Annotated in this window: 16 protein-coding genes; 2 read left to right on the forward strand and 14 right to left on the reverse strand. The window is 67.3% G+C overall.

Annotation, left to right across the window (positions count from 1 at the left end; genetic code table 11):
- Nucleotides 1-155: 155 nt before the first annotated feature.
- From U4012_RS17995 to sapR, 7 genes are all read right to left on the reverse strand, one after another.
- Nucleotides 156-932 (reverse strand): ABC transporter ATP-binding protein, encoded by a 777-nt coding sequence (locus tag U4012_RS17995; protein ID WP_321800455.1) that lies wholly within the window; start codon nucleotides 930-932, stop codon nucleotides 156-158.
- Nucleotides 929-1,843, reverse strand: coding sequence for an ABC transporter ATP-binding protein (locus U4012_RS18000; protein ID WP_044843243.1), 915 nt, complete (start codon nucleotides 1,841-1,843; stop codon nucleotides 929-931). The genes U4012_RS17995 and U4012_RS18000 overlap by 4 nt, the downstream gene beginning before the upstream one ends.
- A gap of 1 nt (nucleotide 1,844) precedes the next feature.
- Nucleotides 1,845-2,759, reverse strand: coding sequence for a nickel transporter permease (nikC, locus tag U4012_RS18005; RefSeq protein WP_124492228.1), 915 nt, complete (start codon nucleotides 2,757-2,759; stop codon nucleotides 1,845-1,847).
- Between the two features lie 66 nt (nucleotides 2,760-2,825).
- Nucleotides 2,826-3,896 carry an ABC transporter permease gene (locus U4012_RS18010; protein WP_321800459.1) on the reverse strand — a complete coding sequence of 357 codons (1,071 nt, stop codon included), beginning with the start codon at nucleotides 3,894-3,896 and terminating at the stop codon, nucleotides 2,826-2,828.
- Between the two features lie 10 nt (nucleotides 3,897-3,906).
- A complete protein-coding gene (locus U4012_RS18015) occupies nucleotides 3,907-5,508 on the reverse strand; it encodes an ABC transporter substrate-binding protein (protein ID WP_321800461.1) in 1,602 nt (533 codons plus the stop codon).
- Nucleotides 5,509-5,572: 64 nt separating this feature from the next.
- Nucleotides 5,573-6,136, reverse strand: a complete 564-nt coding sequence (ddpX, locus tag U4012_RS18020) for a D-alanyl-D-alanine dipeptidase (RefSeq protein ID WP_321800463.1) — start codon at nucleotides 6,134-6,136, stop codon at nucleotides 5,573-5,575.
- A 15-nt stretch (nucleotides 6,137-6,151) separates the two neighbouring features.
- The gene (gene sapR / locus U4012_RS18025; RefSeq protein ID WP_044843248.1) at nucleotides 6,152-7,033 is read right to left on the reverse strand and encodes a sap1 transcriptional regulator SapR; all 882 of its coding nucleotides are present in this window, start codon (nucleotides 7,031-7,033) and stop codon (nucleotides 6,152-6,154) included.
- Between the two features lie 257 nt (nucleotides 7,034-7,290).
- Here sapR and U4012_RS18030 point away from each other — a divergent pair, with 257 nt between their 5' ends.
- Both U4012_RS18030 and U4012_RS18035 read left to right on the forward strand, forming a co-directional pair.
- Entirely contained in the window at nucleotides 7,291-7,539 is a 249-nt protein-coding gene (locus tag U4012_RS18030; RefSeq protein WP_321800466.1) for a helix-turn-helix transcriptional regulator, read from the forward strand.
- A gap of 3 nt (nucleotides 7,540-7,542) precedes the next feature.
- A complete protein-coding gene (locus U4012_RS18035; protein ID WP_321800467.1) occupies nucleotides 7,543-8,877 on the forward strand; it encodes a type II toxin-antitoxin system HipA family toxin in 1,335 nt (444 codons plus the stop codon).
- Nucleotides 8,878-8,913: 36 nt separating this feature from the next.
- Here the strand turns inward: U4012_RS18035 and U4012_RS18040 are convergent, their stop codons facing one another.
- The 7 genes from U4012_RS18040 to U4012_RS18070 all read right to left on the reverse strand — a co-directional run bounded on the left by U4012_RS18040 (nucleotide 8,914) and on the right by U4012_RS18070 (nucleotide 16,834).
- Nucleotides 8,914-10,167, reverse strand: a complete 1,254-nt coding sequence (locus U4012_RS18040) for a hypothetical protein (protein WP_321800469.1) — start codon at nucleotides 10,165-10,167, stop codon at nucleotides 8,914-8,916.
- 26 nt (nucleotides 10,168-10,193) lie between these two features.
- The gene (locus tag U4012_RS18045; RefSeq protein ID WP_044843252.1) at nucleotides 10,194-10,736 is read right to left on the reverse strand and encodes a class I SAM-dependent methyltransferase; all 543 of its coding nucleotides are present in this window, start codon (nucleotides 10,734-10,736) and stop codon (nucleotides 10,194-10,196) included.
- A gap of 79 nt (nucleotides 10,737-10,815) precedes the next feature.
- Entirely contained in the window at nucleotides 10,816-12,405 is a 1,590-nt protein-coding gene (locus tag U4012_RS18050; RefSeq protein ID WP_321800471.1) for an ABC transporter substrate-binding protein, read from the reverse strand.
- A gap of 126 nt (nucleotides 12,406-12,531) precedes the next feature.
- Complete coding sequence (locus U4012_RS18055; RefSeq protein WP_059533926.1) at nucleotides 12,532-12,864, reverse strand: hypothetical protein; 333 nt, start codon at nucleotides 12,862-12,864, stop codon at nucleotides 12,532-12,534.
- A gap of 247 nt (nucleotides 12,865-13,111) precedes the next feature.
- Nucleotides 13,112-13,441, reverse strand: coding sequence for a hypothetical protein (locus U4012_RS18060; RefSeq protein WP_044843255.1), 330 nt, complete (start codon nucleotides 13,439-13,441; stop codon nucleotides 13,112-13,114).
- A 135-nt stretch (nucleotides 13,442-13,576) separates the two neighbouring features.
- Entirely contained in the window at nucleotides 13,577-14,497 is a 921-nt protein-coding gene (locus tag U4012_RS18065) for a bestrophin family protein (protein ID WP_124570628.1), read from the reverse strand.
- A gap of 12 nt (nucleotides 14,498-14,509) precedes the next feature.
- Complete coding sequence (locus U4012_RS18070) at nucleotides 14,510-16,834, reverse strand: FdhF/YdeP family oxidoreductase (RefSeq protein ID WP_321800475.1); 2,325 nt, start codon at nucleotides 16,832-16,834, stop codon at nucleotides 14,510-14,512.
- Nucleotides 16,835-16,853: the final 19 nt, after the last annotated feature.

Below are 16,853 nucleotides of genomic sequence, written 5' to 3' on the forward strand. Positions count from 1 at the left end.
CTATTCGTTGGCCGTTATTCGCTATTCGAAGCGGATCGAAGCGGAAATGACCGGCCGGCGGAGCGTGGCAGCGGGCGGCATGCCGCGTGGCGGTCGCGGCACGTCATGCGACGTTCGTGCGTGTGAACGGCCGCGTTATCGTCGAGCGACGCGTATCAGGCCGCGGGCGCGTCGACGGCCGGATCGAGCCGGCGGTACCCTTCGGTCGCGCGCAGCAGCGTGCGCGTGTAGTCGCGTGCCACCTGCCCGGCGCGCACGTCCTCGATCCGCAGCTGTTCGACGATCTCGCCGTGCTGCATCACCGCGACGCGCTGGCACAGGAAGCCGATCACCGCGAGGTTGTGGCTGACGAGGATCATCGTCAGGTTGCGTTCGCGATGCAGGCGGCGCAGCAGGTTCAGGATCTCTGCCTGCACCGACACGTCGAGCGCGGAGGTCGGCTCGTCGAGCAGCAGCACGCGCGGCTCGACGATCAGCGCGCGCGCGATCGCGACACGCTGGCGCTGGCCGCCCGACAGCTGGTGCGGATAGCGGAAGCGGAACGCCGGGCCGAGCCCGACTTCGGACAGCGCGCGGGCGATGCGCGCGTCGGCGTCGTCGATCCCGTGGATCGACAGCGGCTCGCGCAGCGTCTGGTCGACCGTGAAGCGCGGATGCAGCGACGCGTACGGATCCTGGAACACCATCTGCACGTGGCGGCGGAATGCGCGGTCGGGCGTGCCGCCGACGGGCCGGCCGTCGATCGACAGGCTGCCGCCCGCGAGCGGCACGAGGCCGGTCAGCGCACGCAGCAGCGTCGACTTGCCGGAGCCCGATTCGCCGACGAGGCCGAACACTTCGCCGTCGCGCACCGCGAAGCTCGCATCGCGCACGGCGTCGACATGGCCCGTGCGGGTCGGAAAACGGATCGAGGCGTGATCGACGTCGATCATCGGGCGGACTCCTGTTGTGCCGTCGCGGCGCCGGCAGGCGAAACGGTATCGAGCCATGCCGGATCGCGCCGCAGCACCGGCAGTTCATCGGGCGGGTTCGCGAGCGGCGGGTTCGCCGCGAGCAGCCCGCGTGTGTAGGGATGCGTGGCGTTGCGCAGGTCGCGCGCGGCGCAGGTTTCGACGACGCGGCCCGCATACATCACCGCGACGCGATCGCAGAACGACATCACGAGCGGCAGGTCGTGGCTGATGAACATCAGCCCCGTGCCGTGCCGCGCGATCATCGCGTCGAGCACCGCGAGCACCTGCATCGATACCGCGACGTCGAGCGCGGAGGTTGGTTCGTCGGCGATCAACAGACGCGGGCCGGTCGACACCATCATCGCGATCATCACGCGCTGGCCCATGCCGCCCGACAGCTCGTGCGGATACGCATCGGCGACGCGCGCCGGATCGCGGATCTGCACGGCCGCGAGCGCATCGACGATCCGTTCGCGCAGCGCGCGGCCGCGCAGCCCCGGCTCATGCAGGCGGAATGCTTCGCCCATCTGCTTCGCGACGGTCATCACCGGGTTCAGCGAATACTTCGGATCCTGCAGGATCATCCCCATCTGGCTGCCGCACAGGCGCCGGCGTTCGCTCGCCGACATCGCGAGCAGATCGTGGCCCGCGAAGCGCATCGTGCGGGCCGACCAGCGCGCGGCTTCGGGCAGAAGGCCGAGCAGCGCGCGGCCCGTCAGCGATTTGCCGGAGCCCGATTCGCCGACGATGCCGAGCCGTTCGCCGGGCGCGAGCGTCAGCGACAGGTCGCGCACCGCGTCGGACACGACGCCGTCGTGTCCGCGAAACCCGATCTTCAGGCCGTCGATCTCGCAGAGCGGCGCGGCGGCGTTGGCGGAATTCAGTGACATGTCACGCTCCATGACGCGGATCGAAGACGTCGCGCAGCCCGTCGCCGAGCAGGTTGAACGCGAGGCTGACGAGCAGGATCGCCGCGCCGGGCAGCGTCGCGACCCACCACGCGTCGAGCAGCACGTTGCGGCCGGACGCGACCATGAAGCCCCATTCGGGGCTCGGCGGCTGCGCGCCGAGGCCGAGGAAGCCGAGGCCGGCGACGGTCAGGATGATGCCGGCCATGTCGAGCGTCGCGCGCACGATCACCGACGACATGCACAGCGGCACGATGTAGCGCAGCAGGATCCGCGGGCCCGATGCGCCTTGCAGGCGCGCCGCATGGATGTAGTCGGCCTGCGCGATGCGGATCGTCTCCGCGCGCGCGAGCCGCGCATAGGCGGGCCACGCGGTGATCGAGATCGCGACGACCGCGTTGATCACGCCGGGCCCGAGCGCGGCCGCGAACGCGAGCGCGAGCACGATCTTCGGGAACGCGAGGGCGATGTCGGTGATGCGCATCAGCACGCTGTCGACGAAGCCGCCGCAATAGCCGGCCGTCGTGCCGATCGCGAGGCCGATCGGCACGACGATCACGACCACGAGCAGCGCGATGCCGAGCGTGAGGCGCGAGCCGTCGATCAGCCGCGAGAGGATGTCGCGGCCGAGCTGGTCGGTGCCGAGCCAGTGCGACGGCGAGCCGGGCGGCAGCAGGCGGTCGGACAGCACCTGGCGCAGCGGATCGTGCGGCATGATCAGCGGGCCGACGATCGCGACGACGATCAGCGCGACCAGGATCGCGAGCCCGAACAGGTTGAGCGGATTGGCGGCGAAGCGGCGCCAGCGGCGATACGCAAGGCCGAACGCGGCCTGCGCGCGCGACGCGGGCGCATCGGAAAGCAGCCACGCGCGCAGCGTGAGACGCTCGGCATTCATGATCGGGACACCTTCGGCATGGACGGGAAAGGAAGCAGCGTGAAAGCAGTCATGTCGCGGCAGCCCTCAGCGCGCACGCGGATCGAACACGCGGTACAGCGCGTCGGTCAGCAGGTTGACGGTGATGAACATCGCACCGATCACGAGCGTCGCGCCGAGCACCGCGTTCATGTCGGCGTTCAGCAGCGCACCCGTCAGGTACGAGCCGAGCCCGGGCCACGCGAACACGATCTCCGTCAGCACCGAGCCTTCGAGCAGGTTGCTGTACGTGAGCGCGATCACGGTCAGGAGCGGCACCGCGATGTTCCCGAACGCGTGCCGCCAGATCACGCGGCGCTCGGACAAGCCTTTCGCGCGCGCGGTGACGATGTATTCCTGGCTCAGCTGGTCGAGCATGAACGAGCGCGTCATCCGGCTCAGGTACGCGACCGAGTAGTAGCCGAGGATCGCGGCCGGCAGCGCGATGTGCGATACCGCGTTGCGGAACACGTCCCACTCGCCCGCGAGCGCCGCGTCGATCAGCAGGCTGCCCGTGCGCGGGTCGACCATCCCGTCGTACACCGGGTCGAGCCGGCCGGGGCCGCCGACCCAGTGCAGCCGCGCATAGAACAGCAGCAGTCCCATCAGCCCGAGCCAGAACACCGGCACCGAATTGCCGATCAGGCCGACGAAGCGCGCGACGTGGTCGATCGGCCGGTTGTGCTTCACCGCGGCCGCGACGCCGAGCGGCACGCCGATCGCGATGCCGATCAGCGTCGCGATCGTCGCGAGTTCGAGCGTGGCGGGGAACACGCGCCGGATGTCGTCGAGCACCGGGTTCGACGTCAGCAGCGACATGCCGAGATCGCCGTGCAGCACGTCGCGCGCGTAGATCAGGAACTGCGTGACGAGCGGCTTGTCGAGGCCCAGCGCGATGCGTTCGGCCGCGTACGCCTCGGCCGACGCGCGATCGCCGAGGATCGCGAGCACGGGATCGATCGGCACCTTGCGGCCGATCACGAACGTCAGCGCGAGCAGACCCGCGAACGTGACGGCGAGCGTGAGCGCCCAGCGCAGCACGCGCAGCGCCCAGCGTACGGCCGGGCGGCGCGCGGGCAGCGTGCGCAGTGCTTCGAGGGAGGAGACGGGAGTCGACATGCGGCGAATCTTATTGCTTCTTCAGGTTACGGTACGACACGAGATCGTTGATCGGTCCGACTTCGAGCCCGCTCACGCCGGGCCGCGTCGCGACCTGGGCGACCTTCTCGAACATGATCACGAACGGCGAGCGCGCGAGCAGGTCCTTCTGCATCGCCTGATACCGTTGCGCACGTTGCGCGGCGGTCGGCTCGGCGAGCGCGGCGTCGGTCTCCTTCGTCAGTTGCGGAATGTCCCAGCTGTTGCGCCAGGCCAGCATTTTATAGCTCGACTTGTCGGAGTTGTCGGGGTTCCATGCGAAACCCTGCGCGTTGCTGTGCGGGTCGATGTAGTCGGCCGACCATTCGCCGATATAGATGTCGTGCTGGCGCGCACGGTATTTCGCGAGCGTCTGCTTGTTGTCGCCGGGAATCAGCTGCACCTTGACGCCCGCCTGCGCGAAGTTCGCCTGCACGGCCTGCGCGATCTCCGTATACGGATAGTCGTTGCGCACGTCCATCGTCACCGAGAAGCCGTTCGGCACGCCGGCCTTCGCAAGCAGCGCCTTCGCCTTCGCGACGTCGAGCTTGTACGGGTTCGCCTTCAGCGTGCCGAGGAAGCCTTCGGGCAGGAAGGTCTGGTGCACCTTGTAAGTCGTCTTCACGACGTTGGTCTGGATACCGGAATAATCGACCAGCCACTTCAGCGCTTCCTGCACGTCGGGCTTCGCGAGCGTCGGGTTCTTCGTGTTCAGGCCGAGATAGAGCAGCGTCGCCTGCGGCGAGGCCATGACCTTCGCCTTGCCGGATTTCACGACCGACACGAGATCGTCGGGGCTCAGGTCGCGCGCCGCGTCGACGTCGCCGTTTTCCAGCAGCAGGCGCTGGCTCGCCGCTTCGGGCACGTGGCGCAGCACGATGCGCTTCATCGCGAGCGGCAGCCGGTAGCCGTCGAAGCGCTGCAGCACGATGCTGTCGCCGGCCGCCCACTTGACCAGCTTGTATGCGCCGGAGCCGGCCTCGTTGGTCTTCAGCCATGCGTTGCCGAAGTCGTCGCCCTGCTGGTGCGACAGCAGCAGCTTCCTGTCGAGCACCGACGCGGGCCACGCGCCGAGCACGTTCAGCACGAAGGTCGGCGCGTATTTGTGGTCGGTCGTGATCGACACCGTCTGGTCGTCGAGTTTCTTCACGTTCGCGACGACGTTCGCCTTCGTGAGGCCGATGCCGGTCAGCACGGCGGCCGGGCCCTTGTCGAGCAGCACCGCGCGCTGGATCGACCAGGCGACGTCGTCGGCCGTCAGCGGGTTGCCCGAGTGGAACTTGAGGCCCGGGCGCAGCTTGAACGTATAGGTCAGCCCGTCGGGGCTCACCGTCCACGACTGCGCGACGTCGCCGTTGAATTTCGACGGATCGCGCAGGTCGACGCGCACGAGCCGGTCGTACGTGTTCGCGACGTATTCCTCCGGCACCAGCTCGTAGATCTCGCCGGGATCGAGCGTCGTGAATTCGTCGAGCAGCGTGGCCATCACGAACATGTCCTTCGGTGTTTCCGCGCGTGCGGCGGCAAGCGGAACGGCGGCGAGCACGGACGCGGCGGCCAGCGCCGCGACGAGCCGTGAGGTCAGGGGCTTCATGTGCGTTTCTCCATGTGTCGTTGAAGTCGTTGAACGTGAACGGTGAAGGGAACGTGCAGCGTCGTTACATCAGGCGCCACGGGCCGCTCGCGTCGTTGTCGATCTGCGGCAACGCATGCGAACCGGGCAGCTCGTAGTGCCACCACTCGCTGTCGATATGCGCGAAGCCGGCCGCGTGCATCACGCCGAGCAGCAGCAGCCGGTTGCGTTGCACGGCTTCGGGCAGCCCCGCGTGGAAGTGGCCCGACGCGGCCACCATCTCGTCGAAGCCGGTGCCCATGTCGAGCACCTCGCCGTTCGCGTCGACGAGTGTCAGGTCGAGCGCGGTGCCGCGGCTGTGGTTCGAGCCGCGGCCGAGATCGGCGACGAAGTTCGGGTCGGGCAGGAAATTCCACAGCACCTGCTGCGCCTGCGGCGGCCGGTACGCATCGTAGACGCGCAGCGTGAAGCCGGCCTGCGCGGCGACGTCGACCGCGCGGCGCAGCGCGGCTTCGGCCGGCTCGAGCAGCAGGCAGTGCGCGCGGCGGTAGATCGCCTTGCCGGTCAGGTTGCGCTCGGTCGCGTAGACGAGATCGATCTCGACGCGATGCGTGGCGGGTGTGATTTCGACGAGGCGGGGAGGGTTCATCGGCGGTCGGGGCGCTCAGGATTCGAATTGGTCGAACGTGCGCTGCAGTTCGCGGTTGCGCGCGACGCGCCGGTCGATCGCGGGGCCGAGGCGGTCGACCACGGCGGTGATCAGCAGGTTGAACAGGCAGGTGAGCGGCGCGAGCGAATCCCAGAACTGGCCGACGTCGGTCTTCACCTGCAGCAGGTCGGCCGGCCATTCACGTGCCCACGGGCAATAGAGATCGGTGACCAGCGCGAACGGCTGGCCGCGCTCGGCGGCCGCCTGGCAATAGCGGCGCGCGCTGCGCGAATAGGCACGCGTATCGGTGACGATGCAGTACGGCCGCTCGAATTCGGAATTCAGCGAATCGACGTACGAGCCCGACTGACCGTCGGAATAGAACACGCGAGGGCGCAGGTATTCGAGATAGCTGCTGAACGCATTGCTGATGCCGCGGGTCGACTGGATGCCGAGGATGAACACGGCGTCGGCATGCGCGATCCGGTCCGCGACCTGCGCGAACACGGGTTCTTCCGCGAGCCGGTAGACGTGGCGGATCGCGTCGAGTTCGCGATCGAGCGACGATGCCAGCGTGCCGTCGCTGCGGGTGCCGTCGCCGTCGCTCACGTGTGTGCCGGCGGCGCGGCGATATTCGTCGAGGCGATCGGTGATCATCCACGGGCGATCGCTGCCGCCGCGCAGTTCGCGTTTCAGATCGTCGAGGTTCCGGTAGCCGATGCTGCGCAGGAAGCGCCCGACCGAGATGCCGCTGGTGCCGGCCTGCTGCGCGATCTGGTCGGCCGTTTCGAGTCCGAGACGGTCGAGGTTCGCGAGCATGTAGCTCGCGATGCGCTTCGCGGTCGGCGTCAACTCGGCAAAGCGGGATTCGACGGTATGGGCGAACGCGCAGGTCATCGGTATGTTAGATATTTGTCATCGGATGATTCGGTGTCATCCATCTAACAAAACCAAAATCATTCGCGCCAGCGGATAAAAACTATGGCTTAGCGGAGGGTGATAGGGTCGGGTACGCGTCCCCGACGGCAATGTCGCGATGCGTAACCACACGGATTATTTCTGACAGAGATATTTTGCGTTTATGTCTGTCAGCAATAATTTGCGTTTATGTCTGTCAGAGATATACTGCATTTATTGCCTACTGGACCCGAGCCGTGGATTTCATCGTCAATACACCCGCGCAACTGGGCGAAATCCTGTCGTCCGCGCGTCAGGCCAAGGGGCTGACGCAAGCCGAGGCAGCGGCGCGCATCGGCGTCGGCCAGTCGCGCCTGTCGTCGCTCGAGACCACGCGCACCGCCAGCCTGTCGCTCAGCCAATTGCTCGAACTGACCGCGCTGTACGGTCTTGAGCTCAGCGTCCGCACGAAGGACGGGCGCGACGTTACCGACATCGACTGGTAAGCGATGGGGCGCAACTCGCACAGCCGCGCACTGTCGATCTGGGCCAACGGCCAGCGGGTCGGGACATGGCGGATTCCGGCGCGCGGCGACATGGAGTTGCGGTACGACGCCGGCTGGAAGCAATCCGCGGCGGGCCGCCCGTTGTCGCTGTCGCTGCCGTTCGGCGTCGGCGATGCGCCGTTGCGCGGCGAGCGCGTGAACCACTACTTCGACAATCTGCTGCCGGACAGCGACGCCATTCGTCGCCGGCTGGCGTCCCGGTTCGGCACGGCGACGATCGAGCCGTTCGATCTGCTCGCCGCGCTCGGCCGCGACTGCGTCGGCGCGGTGCAACTGCTCGGCGAGGACGAAGCACCGGCCGGCCATGATCGCATCGACGGTACGCCGTTGTCGGACGACGAGGTCGCGCGCGTGCTCGATCAGGCGAGCGGGGTGGCGGGTGGTGCGCAGGATGACGACGACTTCCGCCTGTCGCTCGCCGGCGCGCAGGAAAAGACCGCGCTGCTGTTTCACGACGGGCGATGGAAGCGCCCGCACGGCGCGACGCCGACCACGCATATTCTCAAGTTGCCGCTCGGTCTGGTCGGCAACAAGCGTGCGGATCTCACCGCCTCCGTCGAAAACGAGTGGCTGTGTCTCGCGATTCTGCGCGCGTACGGCCTGCCGACGGCCGATGCCGAAATCGTGCGTTTCGGCGACCACAAGGTACTGTCGGTCGCGCGTTTCGATCGCGCGCTGCATCGCGAAGGCGGATGGTTGTTGCGCTTGCCGCAGGAGGATTTCTGCCAGGCGCTCGGTGTGCCGCCGCATCTGAAGTACGAATCGCAGGGCGGCCCCGGCGTGCCGGATCTGGCCGCCATCCTGCGCCGGTCGGAAACGGCGCAGGACGACCTCGACACGCTGTTTGCCGCGCTGATCGTGTTCTGGATGCTCGCCGCACCGGACGGGCATGCGAAGAACTTCAGCCTGCGCCTGCTGCCGGGCGGTCGGTTCCGGTTGACGCCGCTCTACGACGTGATGTCGATCTGGCCGGTCGAGGGTGATGGCGCGAACCAGTGGTCGTGGCACAAGGCGAAGCTTGCGATGGCCGTGCACGGCAAGCGCAAGCACTATGCGATGCGCGACATCACACGCCGTCACTTCAGTGCGATGGCCGAGCATTGTCTGCTCGGCGATATCGCGACGCCGATCATCGAACGGCTGGTCGCCGCGACGCCGCACGTGATCGAGTCGGTCGGCGCGACGCTGCCGGCCGGGTTTCCGGCGCGGATCGCCGAACGCATTCTGGGCGGATTGCGGTTCGCCGCCGAACGTCTCGCCGAAACACCGCGCGCCTGACGTCGGGGAGCGAACCGCCTACGCGTCGTCCACTGCCTACTGCTGCATGTCCGGCGCCTCGCGCAGCCGCCAGATCGCGTTGCACTGCTGGCCGCCGAGGCTCGTCGAGCGCAGCGTGATGACGGTGCCGGCCGAGATCCGATACCAGAAATGGGTCATCAGATCAGGGCCCTTGTGCTGCGCCTGCCCATCGATCAGCACCTCGCATCGCAGCGGCGACGGCGAGCCGGACGGGTGCGTGATGTACACGTTCAACCGCGCGATGTCGCGGGTCGCGGTCAACACGATCTCGTGGTTCCCGCTGCCGACGAGCATCGTGCCGCCCGGTTCGTCGAGCGCCTGCAGGTACGCGCCCGCGCTGCCCTCGATCGCGGCGGAGTTGACGGTCAGCCCGGCCGAACGCACGTATTCGGTCGCGGCGATGCGGGCGGCGGCCGTGTCGGACGGTGCCGGCGTGCCGTCCGACAGCGCGAACGGCATGCCGTCGCGCAATGCGGCGTCGACATGGTTCGCGTAGTAGCGCCAGCGGTCGAAGAAACGGATGTCGCCGGTCATGTGCAGCGCGCGGATCGGTTCGCCCTGATAGCGCAACGTCGTGGCGCCGTTGCTCGGATCGAACGATTCGTGAATGCCGTTCTTGCTGACGAAGTTCTGGACCGGGTCGAGCAGCGCGGTTTCGCCGCGTGCGCCCCACAGGTGCAGGAACGTCGTGTCGATTCCGAAGCATTCCTGAAAGTCGGTGCCAATGCGAGCGACGCAATCGCGCAGATGCGCCGCGAAACGCGCCCACGCGGTGGCCGTGCCGGCGACGAGCCCGGCCTGCAGCGCACCGCCGTGACGCGCTTTCACTTCGTCCACGACGAGACGCCAGTGCGCGTCGCGTCGCTCGCCGATCAGCGGCGTGACGATGAACGTGCAGAACAGCGGGTCGGGGCACGCGTACAGGCGGTCGTCGGCGATCCGGGAGAACAGGTCGAACGAGGACGCGCAGAACCAGATGTCCGCGTCGTACAGCGCGAGTTTCGTGATGTGCGGATTGCGCGCGCAATAGTCGGCGGCCTCGATGAAGCGGCCGACCGGCAGCGCATGCGCGCTCGACGCTTCGACCACGTCGACCGACTGGCTTTCCAGGATGCGCCGCTTGCGTTCGGACAGTCCGTAGCCGATGACGGCCACCTGCCCGTCGTAGCCTGTCTGCCGCAGCGACAGCAGGAACGGCACGAGCATCTCGTACCACGCGCGGTTGTTGTCGTTGATCGCCACGCAGACCGCGTGTCCGTTCGCATGCATGGTGCCTCCCGTTGCGCGTGCGCGGCTCAATAGCCGACGTGACGCTCGCACACGACCGCGCCGCAGCCGCGGCTGTCGTGATATGTGATGTGAAACTGCTTGTTGTCCCACAGCCATTGGAAGACGGCCTGGTAGACGCCCGACGTGTTCATGTCGTGCAGCACGATCTTCTTGCGCGCGAGCGGGCCGAACCGGTTCAGTTCGGCGAGCGTCTGCTCGTACGTGTGCGTGGTGTCGATGAACAGCAGGTCGCACGCGAGCGGGTCCATTGCGAGATCATCGGCAATCCTGAATTCGAAGTCGATCGCCAGTTCCTGCGCCGCGTGCTTCAGCTCGTCCTGGATGTGGAAATACTGATCGGTGATGTCGACCGACACGAGCCGCTTCGGCTGCGCGAGCATGAAGGCCGTCGTGGTCAGTCCGGTGAACACGCCCAGCTCGAGGATGCTGTCGCATCCGGCGGCCGTGCGGGTATAGAAGTCGAAGCGCGACGGGCTGTCGCCGAGCCAGCCGATCGGTTCGATCTTGTACTGGAGGAATTCCAGCCGCAGTTCTTGTAATGAGCGCATTGTGTATTCCCCGAGCGAAGCGTATTGGATGACGGATGCACCCGCACGCCGGCGTCGCCGGTCGCGCGGGCAGCCGGGCTTATTTCGCCAGCGTCCGGTACGACACGAGGTCGTTGATCGGGCCGATCTCCGGCCCGGTCGTGCCAGGGCGCGTCGCGACCTGCACGACCTTCTCGAACATGATGATGAACGGCGAGTTCGCGAGCACGGCCTTCTGCAGCGCCTCGTAACGCTGCGCGCGCTTCGCGGGCGACGGCTCGACCAGCGCGGCCTCGGTGTCCTTCGTCAGTTGCGGGATGTCCCAGCTGTTGCGCCACGCGAGCATCTTCGTCTTCGACTGGTCGGAATTGTCCGGATTCCAGGCGAAGCCGCGCGCATTGCTGTTCGGGTCCATGTAGTCGGGCGACCATTCGCCGATGAAGATGTCGTGCTGGCGCGCGCGGTACTTGCCGATCGCCTGCTTCGCATCGCCCGGGATCAGCTTCACGCGGATGCCGCCCTGCGCGAAGTTGGCCTGCAGCGCCTGCGCGATCTCGACGTACGGATAATCGTTCGGCATGTCCATCGTCACGTCGAAGCCGTTCGCCAGGCCGGCCTTCGCGAGCAGCGCCTTCGCCTTCGCGACGTTCAGCTTGTACGGGTTCGCATTCAGCGTGCCGAGGAAGCCTTCCGGCAGGAAGGTCTCGTGGACCTTGTAGGTCGTGCTGACGATGTTGCGCTGGATGCCGTCGTAGTCGACCAGCCACTTCATCGCCTGCTGGACCTCGGGCTTCGCGAGATTCGGGTTCTTCGTGTTCAGGCTCAGGTACAGCAGCGCGGACACCGGCCACGACGCGACCTTGATCTTGCCGGCCTTGGTCAGCGCGGCGAGGCTGTCGGGGCTCAGGTTGCGCGCGGCGTCGACGTCGCCGTTTTCCAGCAGCAGCCGCTGCGCGGATGCCTCGGGCACGTGGCGCAGCACGACGCGTTTCATCGGGTACGGCGCGCGGTACTTGTCGAAACGCTGCAACACGATGCTTTCGTTCGGCGTCCACTTGGCGAGCTGGTACGGGCCCGAGCCCGCGTCGTTGGTCTTCAGCCAGCCGCTGCCGAAGTCGTTGCCCTGCTGGTGCGACATCAGCAGCTTCTTGTCGAGCACCGACGCCGGGCACGCGCTCAGCACGTTGAGCACGAAGCTCGGCGCGTACTTGCGGTCGGTTTCGAGCACGAAGGTCTGCGGGTCGACCGCGCGCACCTTCTGCATCACGTTCGCCTTCGTGAGGCCGAGATCGGCGAGCACGCCGGCCGGGCCCTTGTCGAGCAGGACGGTGCGCTGCAGCGACCATGCGACGTCGTCGGCGGTGACCGGGTTGCCGGAGTGGAACGCGAGGCCGGGGCGCAGCTTGAACGTATAGGTGAGCCCGTCGGCGCCGACCGTCCAGGATTGCGCGATCTGCCCGTCGAAGCGCGTCGGGTCCTTCAGGTCGACCCGCACGAGCCGTTCGTAGGCGTTCGCGACGTACTCGGACGGCACGAGCTCGTAGATCTCGCTCGGATCGAGGGTCGTGAATTCGCCGAGCTGGGTGGCGACGACGAAAATGCCGGGCGGCGTCGCGGCTTGCACCGGCAGCGCCGGAACAAGCGCGACGAGCGCGGCGCTGACGAACAGCCGGGACAGCAGGTGCTTCATGCGGGCTCCGTGGAAAGGGAATCGTGGTGCGATTCTCTCATCGACGGCCGCCCGGATGAAAAAATTCGACGGGCGCGCCTGACGGCGCCCGGGGGAAGCGGCTTGCGTGCCCGGCAGCGGCGGCGGTCAGATCACGCAGCGCGCGATCGCGAAGCGCATTGCTTCCTCGGCCGGCTCGCTGCCCGAGCCGCGCACGACCTTGACGACCGAACCGTTGCCCGACGGCGTGAGCGTGACGAAGTACGAGCGCGAGCCGACGGTGATGTCGGTCACGCCGTTGTGCTGCGATTGCTCGGTGCCGGACAGGCGGCTGTCGAGGCAGTTGGCGATCGCGTGGGCCGGACGCGCCGACGACACGTAGATCATCGGCGCCGGGCCGGACGCGGCCGAGTCGGACGAAGGTGCGGAACCGCAGGCGGCGAGCAGGGCGGCGGGAAGGAGCAGCAGGAATCGTTTCATGATCGGAATCGTCGTGTGTCTCGTGTCGAGGCTGGGGCGCGGGGTACGCGAAACGCGGAGCTTCGCGACGAAACCGCCGCAATCGTGCCGTTTTTGACGGTCGATACGGGCGGCGGCTGACGTCGGAGTATACCCGCGGCACTTGACACGAACGGCCGGCTGAAACGATTCGATACAACAACAAGCGCCCGCTGTCGCGCGGCGGCAGCGGGCGTTTCAAGCGATGGCGAATCGACGTTTGCCGGCGTTATTGGCCGATCTTGTGGCTGACCGCATTTTCCTGCTGGTTCAGCACGTGCTTTTCGCTCTGCGTAATGTGGCCGCGATCCTGCGCGGCCATGTCCCGCTCTTCCCGGCGGATCCTGCGGTCGTCACGGTGCAGGCGCGCGGCCCGGGCGTGCGACATCTCGCCTTCCTTCACTTCGTGACGGATCCGGCGATTCTGGTTGGCGAGACGCTGGTTGACCTCCTCGCGGCGCGGATGCGCCTGCTGCCACGGCGTTTCGGCGAACGCGGTGCCGGTCAGCACCGACATCAGGGTGGCGGCGATCGCGAGATGGCGGGTAAGGGCTCGCATGACGTTTTCTCCTGTCGTTGCGCGTCACGAAACGTGCGCGCTTGTCGAAAAAACGCTGTGCGGGCCCCGGCTGTTGACGTTTCCGGCTGTATCGCTTGCAAGTGTTTATTACAGCGCGTCGGCCGTATCGGCTCGTCAGGTGAGCCGATACGCCGGGCCGGGCGTCACCTCCGCCGGCAGCGGCTCGCGGTTCAGTTCGAGCAGCGTGCGCTCGATCGTGCGCGTCATCGCATCGAGCGCGAGGTGGTTCGGCCCGTCGCCGAACGGCTCCGCGATCGCATGCGCGATCGCGTCGAGCGCGATCAGCGTATAGGCGACGAACACGGTGACGAACGGCGTCGCCGCGCCGATCGAATCGACGAGACCGAACGGCAGCAGCACGCAGTACGCATAGATGGTCCGGTGCAGCAGCACGTCGTACGAGAACGGGATCGGGGTCGACGCGATGCGCTCGCAGCCGCTCACCATCGACACGAGATCGTCGAGGCGCGCGTCGAGCATCCACAGCCGCGTGTCGGCGAGACGGCCCGCATCGGCGCGCGCGGCGAAGGCTTCGCGCAGTTCATGAACGATCGCGATCGGCGCAAACCGGGCGGCGACGATGCGCGCATAGGTCGCGTCGTCGAGCAGCGTGCGCAGGTCCGGCGCCGGAGCGGTGCCGCGCAGCTGATGCTTCAGCGCATAGACGAACGCGACGACCTTGCGCACGAACGCCTGCCGTGAGGCATCGTCGCCGTCGACCGCGCCGTAGCAGAGCGCCTGCGACACCAGCGTGCGCGTGGCGGTCAGCACGCCACCCCACAGCTGTCGGCCTTCGCGATAGCGTTCATAGCTCGCGTTGTTGCGAAACCCCGCGAAGATCGCGAGCGTGAGACCGATCAGCGTGAACGGCGTCGGGTTCAGCGGCACCTTCTCGCCGAGCACGCGGCCGCCGCCCCACACCGCGACGAGGCTGATCGCGAGCGTCAGCACCAACTGCGGCAGGATGGTCGGCAGCACCGACCCGTTCCAGACGAGCAGCATCCGCAGCCAGTGCTCGCGCGGGCGGACGATCATCGCGGCGCTCCGTCAGGCGGCAGCCGACGCCGGCGCGGCCGCGCGATGCAGCAGCACCGGCACCGACTTCGATGTCGGCGTGTTGCACACGTCGCCGACGCTGTCGAGCGGCACCAGCGGGTTCGTTTCCGGGTAGTACGCGCCGATGCAGCCGCGCGGGATGTCGTATTCGACGAGCAGGAAGCCGTCCGCGCGCCGCTCGATGCCGTCGTGCCACACGGTTTCCATGTCGACCCAGTCGCCGGCCTTCAGGCCGAGCATCGCGAGGTCGTCGCGGTTGGCGAACACCACGCGGCGCTGGCCGTACACGCCGCGATAGCGGTCGTCGAGCCCGTAGACGGTCGTGTTGTACTGGTCGTGCGAGCGCGTCGTCATCAGCGTCATCAGGCGCTCGCCGTGCAGTGCGCGGGCGCGCTGGATCGGCGTGTCGGTCGGCAGCGCATGCGTGATGAAGTTCGCCTTGCCCGTCGGCGTCAGCCATTCGCGATCGCGCGACGCGACGCGCAGGTGGAAGCCGCCCGGCCGCGCGATACGCGTGTTGTAGTCGTAGAAGCCGTCGAGCGTCGCCTCGATCGCGTCGCGGATCTTCGCGTAGTCGTCCTTGTACGCGAGCCAGTCGATCTTGCCGCTGCCGAACAGCGCGTGGCCCATGTGCGCGACGATCGCCGGTTCCGACATCAGGTTCGCGGACGCCGGCTTGTTCATCCCGTACGACACGTGGACCATGCTCATCGAATCCTCGACCGTCACGCCCTGCGCGACGTTGTCCTGCAGGTCGATCTCGGTGCGACCGAGCGTCGGCAGGATCAGCGCGTCGCGGCCGTGGATCAGGTGGCTGCGGTTCAGCTTCGTCGTGATGTGCACGGAGAGATCGCAGCGGCGCATGCCTGCCCACGTGCGCGGCGTGTCGGGCGTCGCCATCGCGAAATTGCCGCCGAGGCCGATCAGCACCTTCACGTGGCCTTCGAGCATCCCTTCGATGGTTTCGACGACGTCGTAGCCGTGGTGACGCGGCGGTTCGAAGTCGAACACGTGGCCGAGCCGGTCGAGGAACGCCTGCGACGGCTTTTCCTCGATGCCGACCGTGCGGTTGCCCTGCACGTTCGAGTGGCCGCGCACCGGGCACAGGCCCGCGCCGGGGCGGCCGATGTTGCCGCGCATCAGCATCAGGTTCGTCAGCATCTGTACGGTCGCGACCGAATGCTTGTGCTGCGTGATGCCCATGCCCCACGTCGCGATCACGCGCTCGCTGCGCGCGTAGCGCTGCGCAAGGCCGTCGATCTGCTCGTACGGCACGCCGCTTTCGGCCGTCAGCGCGGACCAGCTTTCATTGCGCAGATCGTCGGCGAACGCGTCGAAGCCGGCCGTGTGCTCGTCGATGAACGCGGTGTCGAGCACGCGCGGCGCGCCGGCGGCGCGCGCGGCATCGTCGAGCTCCAGCGCGCGCTTCGCCATCCCCTTGATCAGCGCGAAATCGCCGCCGATCGTCGGCTGGATGAAGGTCGACGCGATCTTCGTGCCCGACATCGTCAGCATCTCGAGCGGGCTTTGCGGATCGGCGAAACGCTCGAGCCCGCGTTCCTTCAGCGGGTTGATCGACACGATCGTCGCGCCGCGCTTCGCGCATTCGCGCAGCTCGCCCATCATCCGCGGATGGTTGGTCGCCGGGTTCTGGCCGAAGATCAGCAGCATGTCCGCATGCTCGAAATCGTCGAGCGTGACGGTGCCCTTGCCGACGCCGACCGACGCCGGCAGTCCGCGGCTCGTCGCCTCGTGGCACATGTTCGAGCAGTCGGGGAAGTTGTTCGTACCGTACAGCCGCACCAGCAACTGGTACAGGAACGCCGCCTCGTTGCTCGCGCGGCCGGACGTGTAGAACGCGGCCTGGTTCGGGTCCGGCAGCGCGCGCAGGTGGCGCGCGATCAGCTCGAACGCGTCGTCCCACGCGATCGGCACGTAGCGGTCGGTCTGCGCGTCGTACACCATCGGGTCGGTCAGGCGGCCGTGTTGTTCGAGCTCGAAATCCGACTGTTCGAGCAGCTCGGTGACCGTATGCGCGGCGAAGAATTCGGGCGTCACGCGCTTGCTCGTCGCTTCGGCGGCCACGGCCTTCACGCCGTTTTCGCAGAATTCGAACGTCGATGCGTGCTGGCGGTCCGGCCACGCGCAACCCGGGCAGTCGAAGCCGTCGGGCTGGTTCTGGCGCAGCAGCGTGCGGTAGTTGCCGCCGGTGACCTTTTCCTTGATCAGGTTGATCGTGACGGCTTTCAGCGCGCCCCAGCCGGCAGCCGGGTGAGTGTACGGTTCGATGCGCGCGGCGGCGGATTTCTTTTTCATGATGCAGGGTGTCAGGGGC

It is taken from the genome of Burkholderia sp. BCC1988 (genome assembly GCF_905339895.1).
Classification (GTDB): Bacteria; Pseudomonadota; Gammaproteobacteria; order Burkholderiales; family Burkholderiaceae; genus Burkholderia.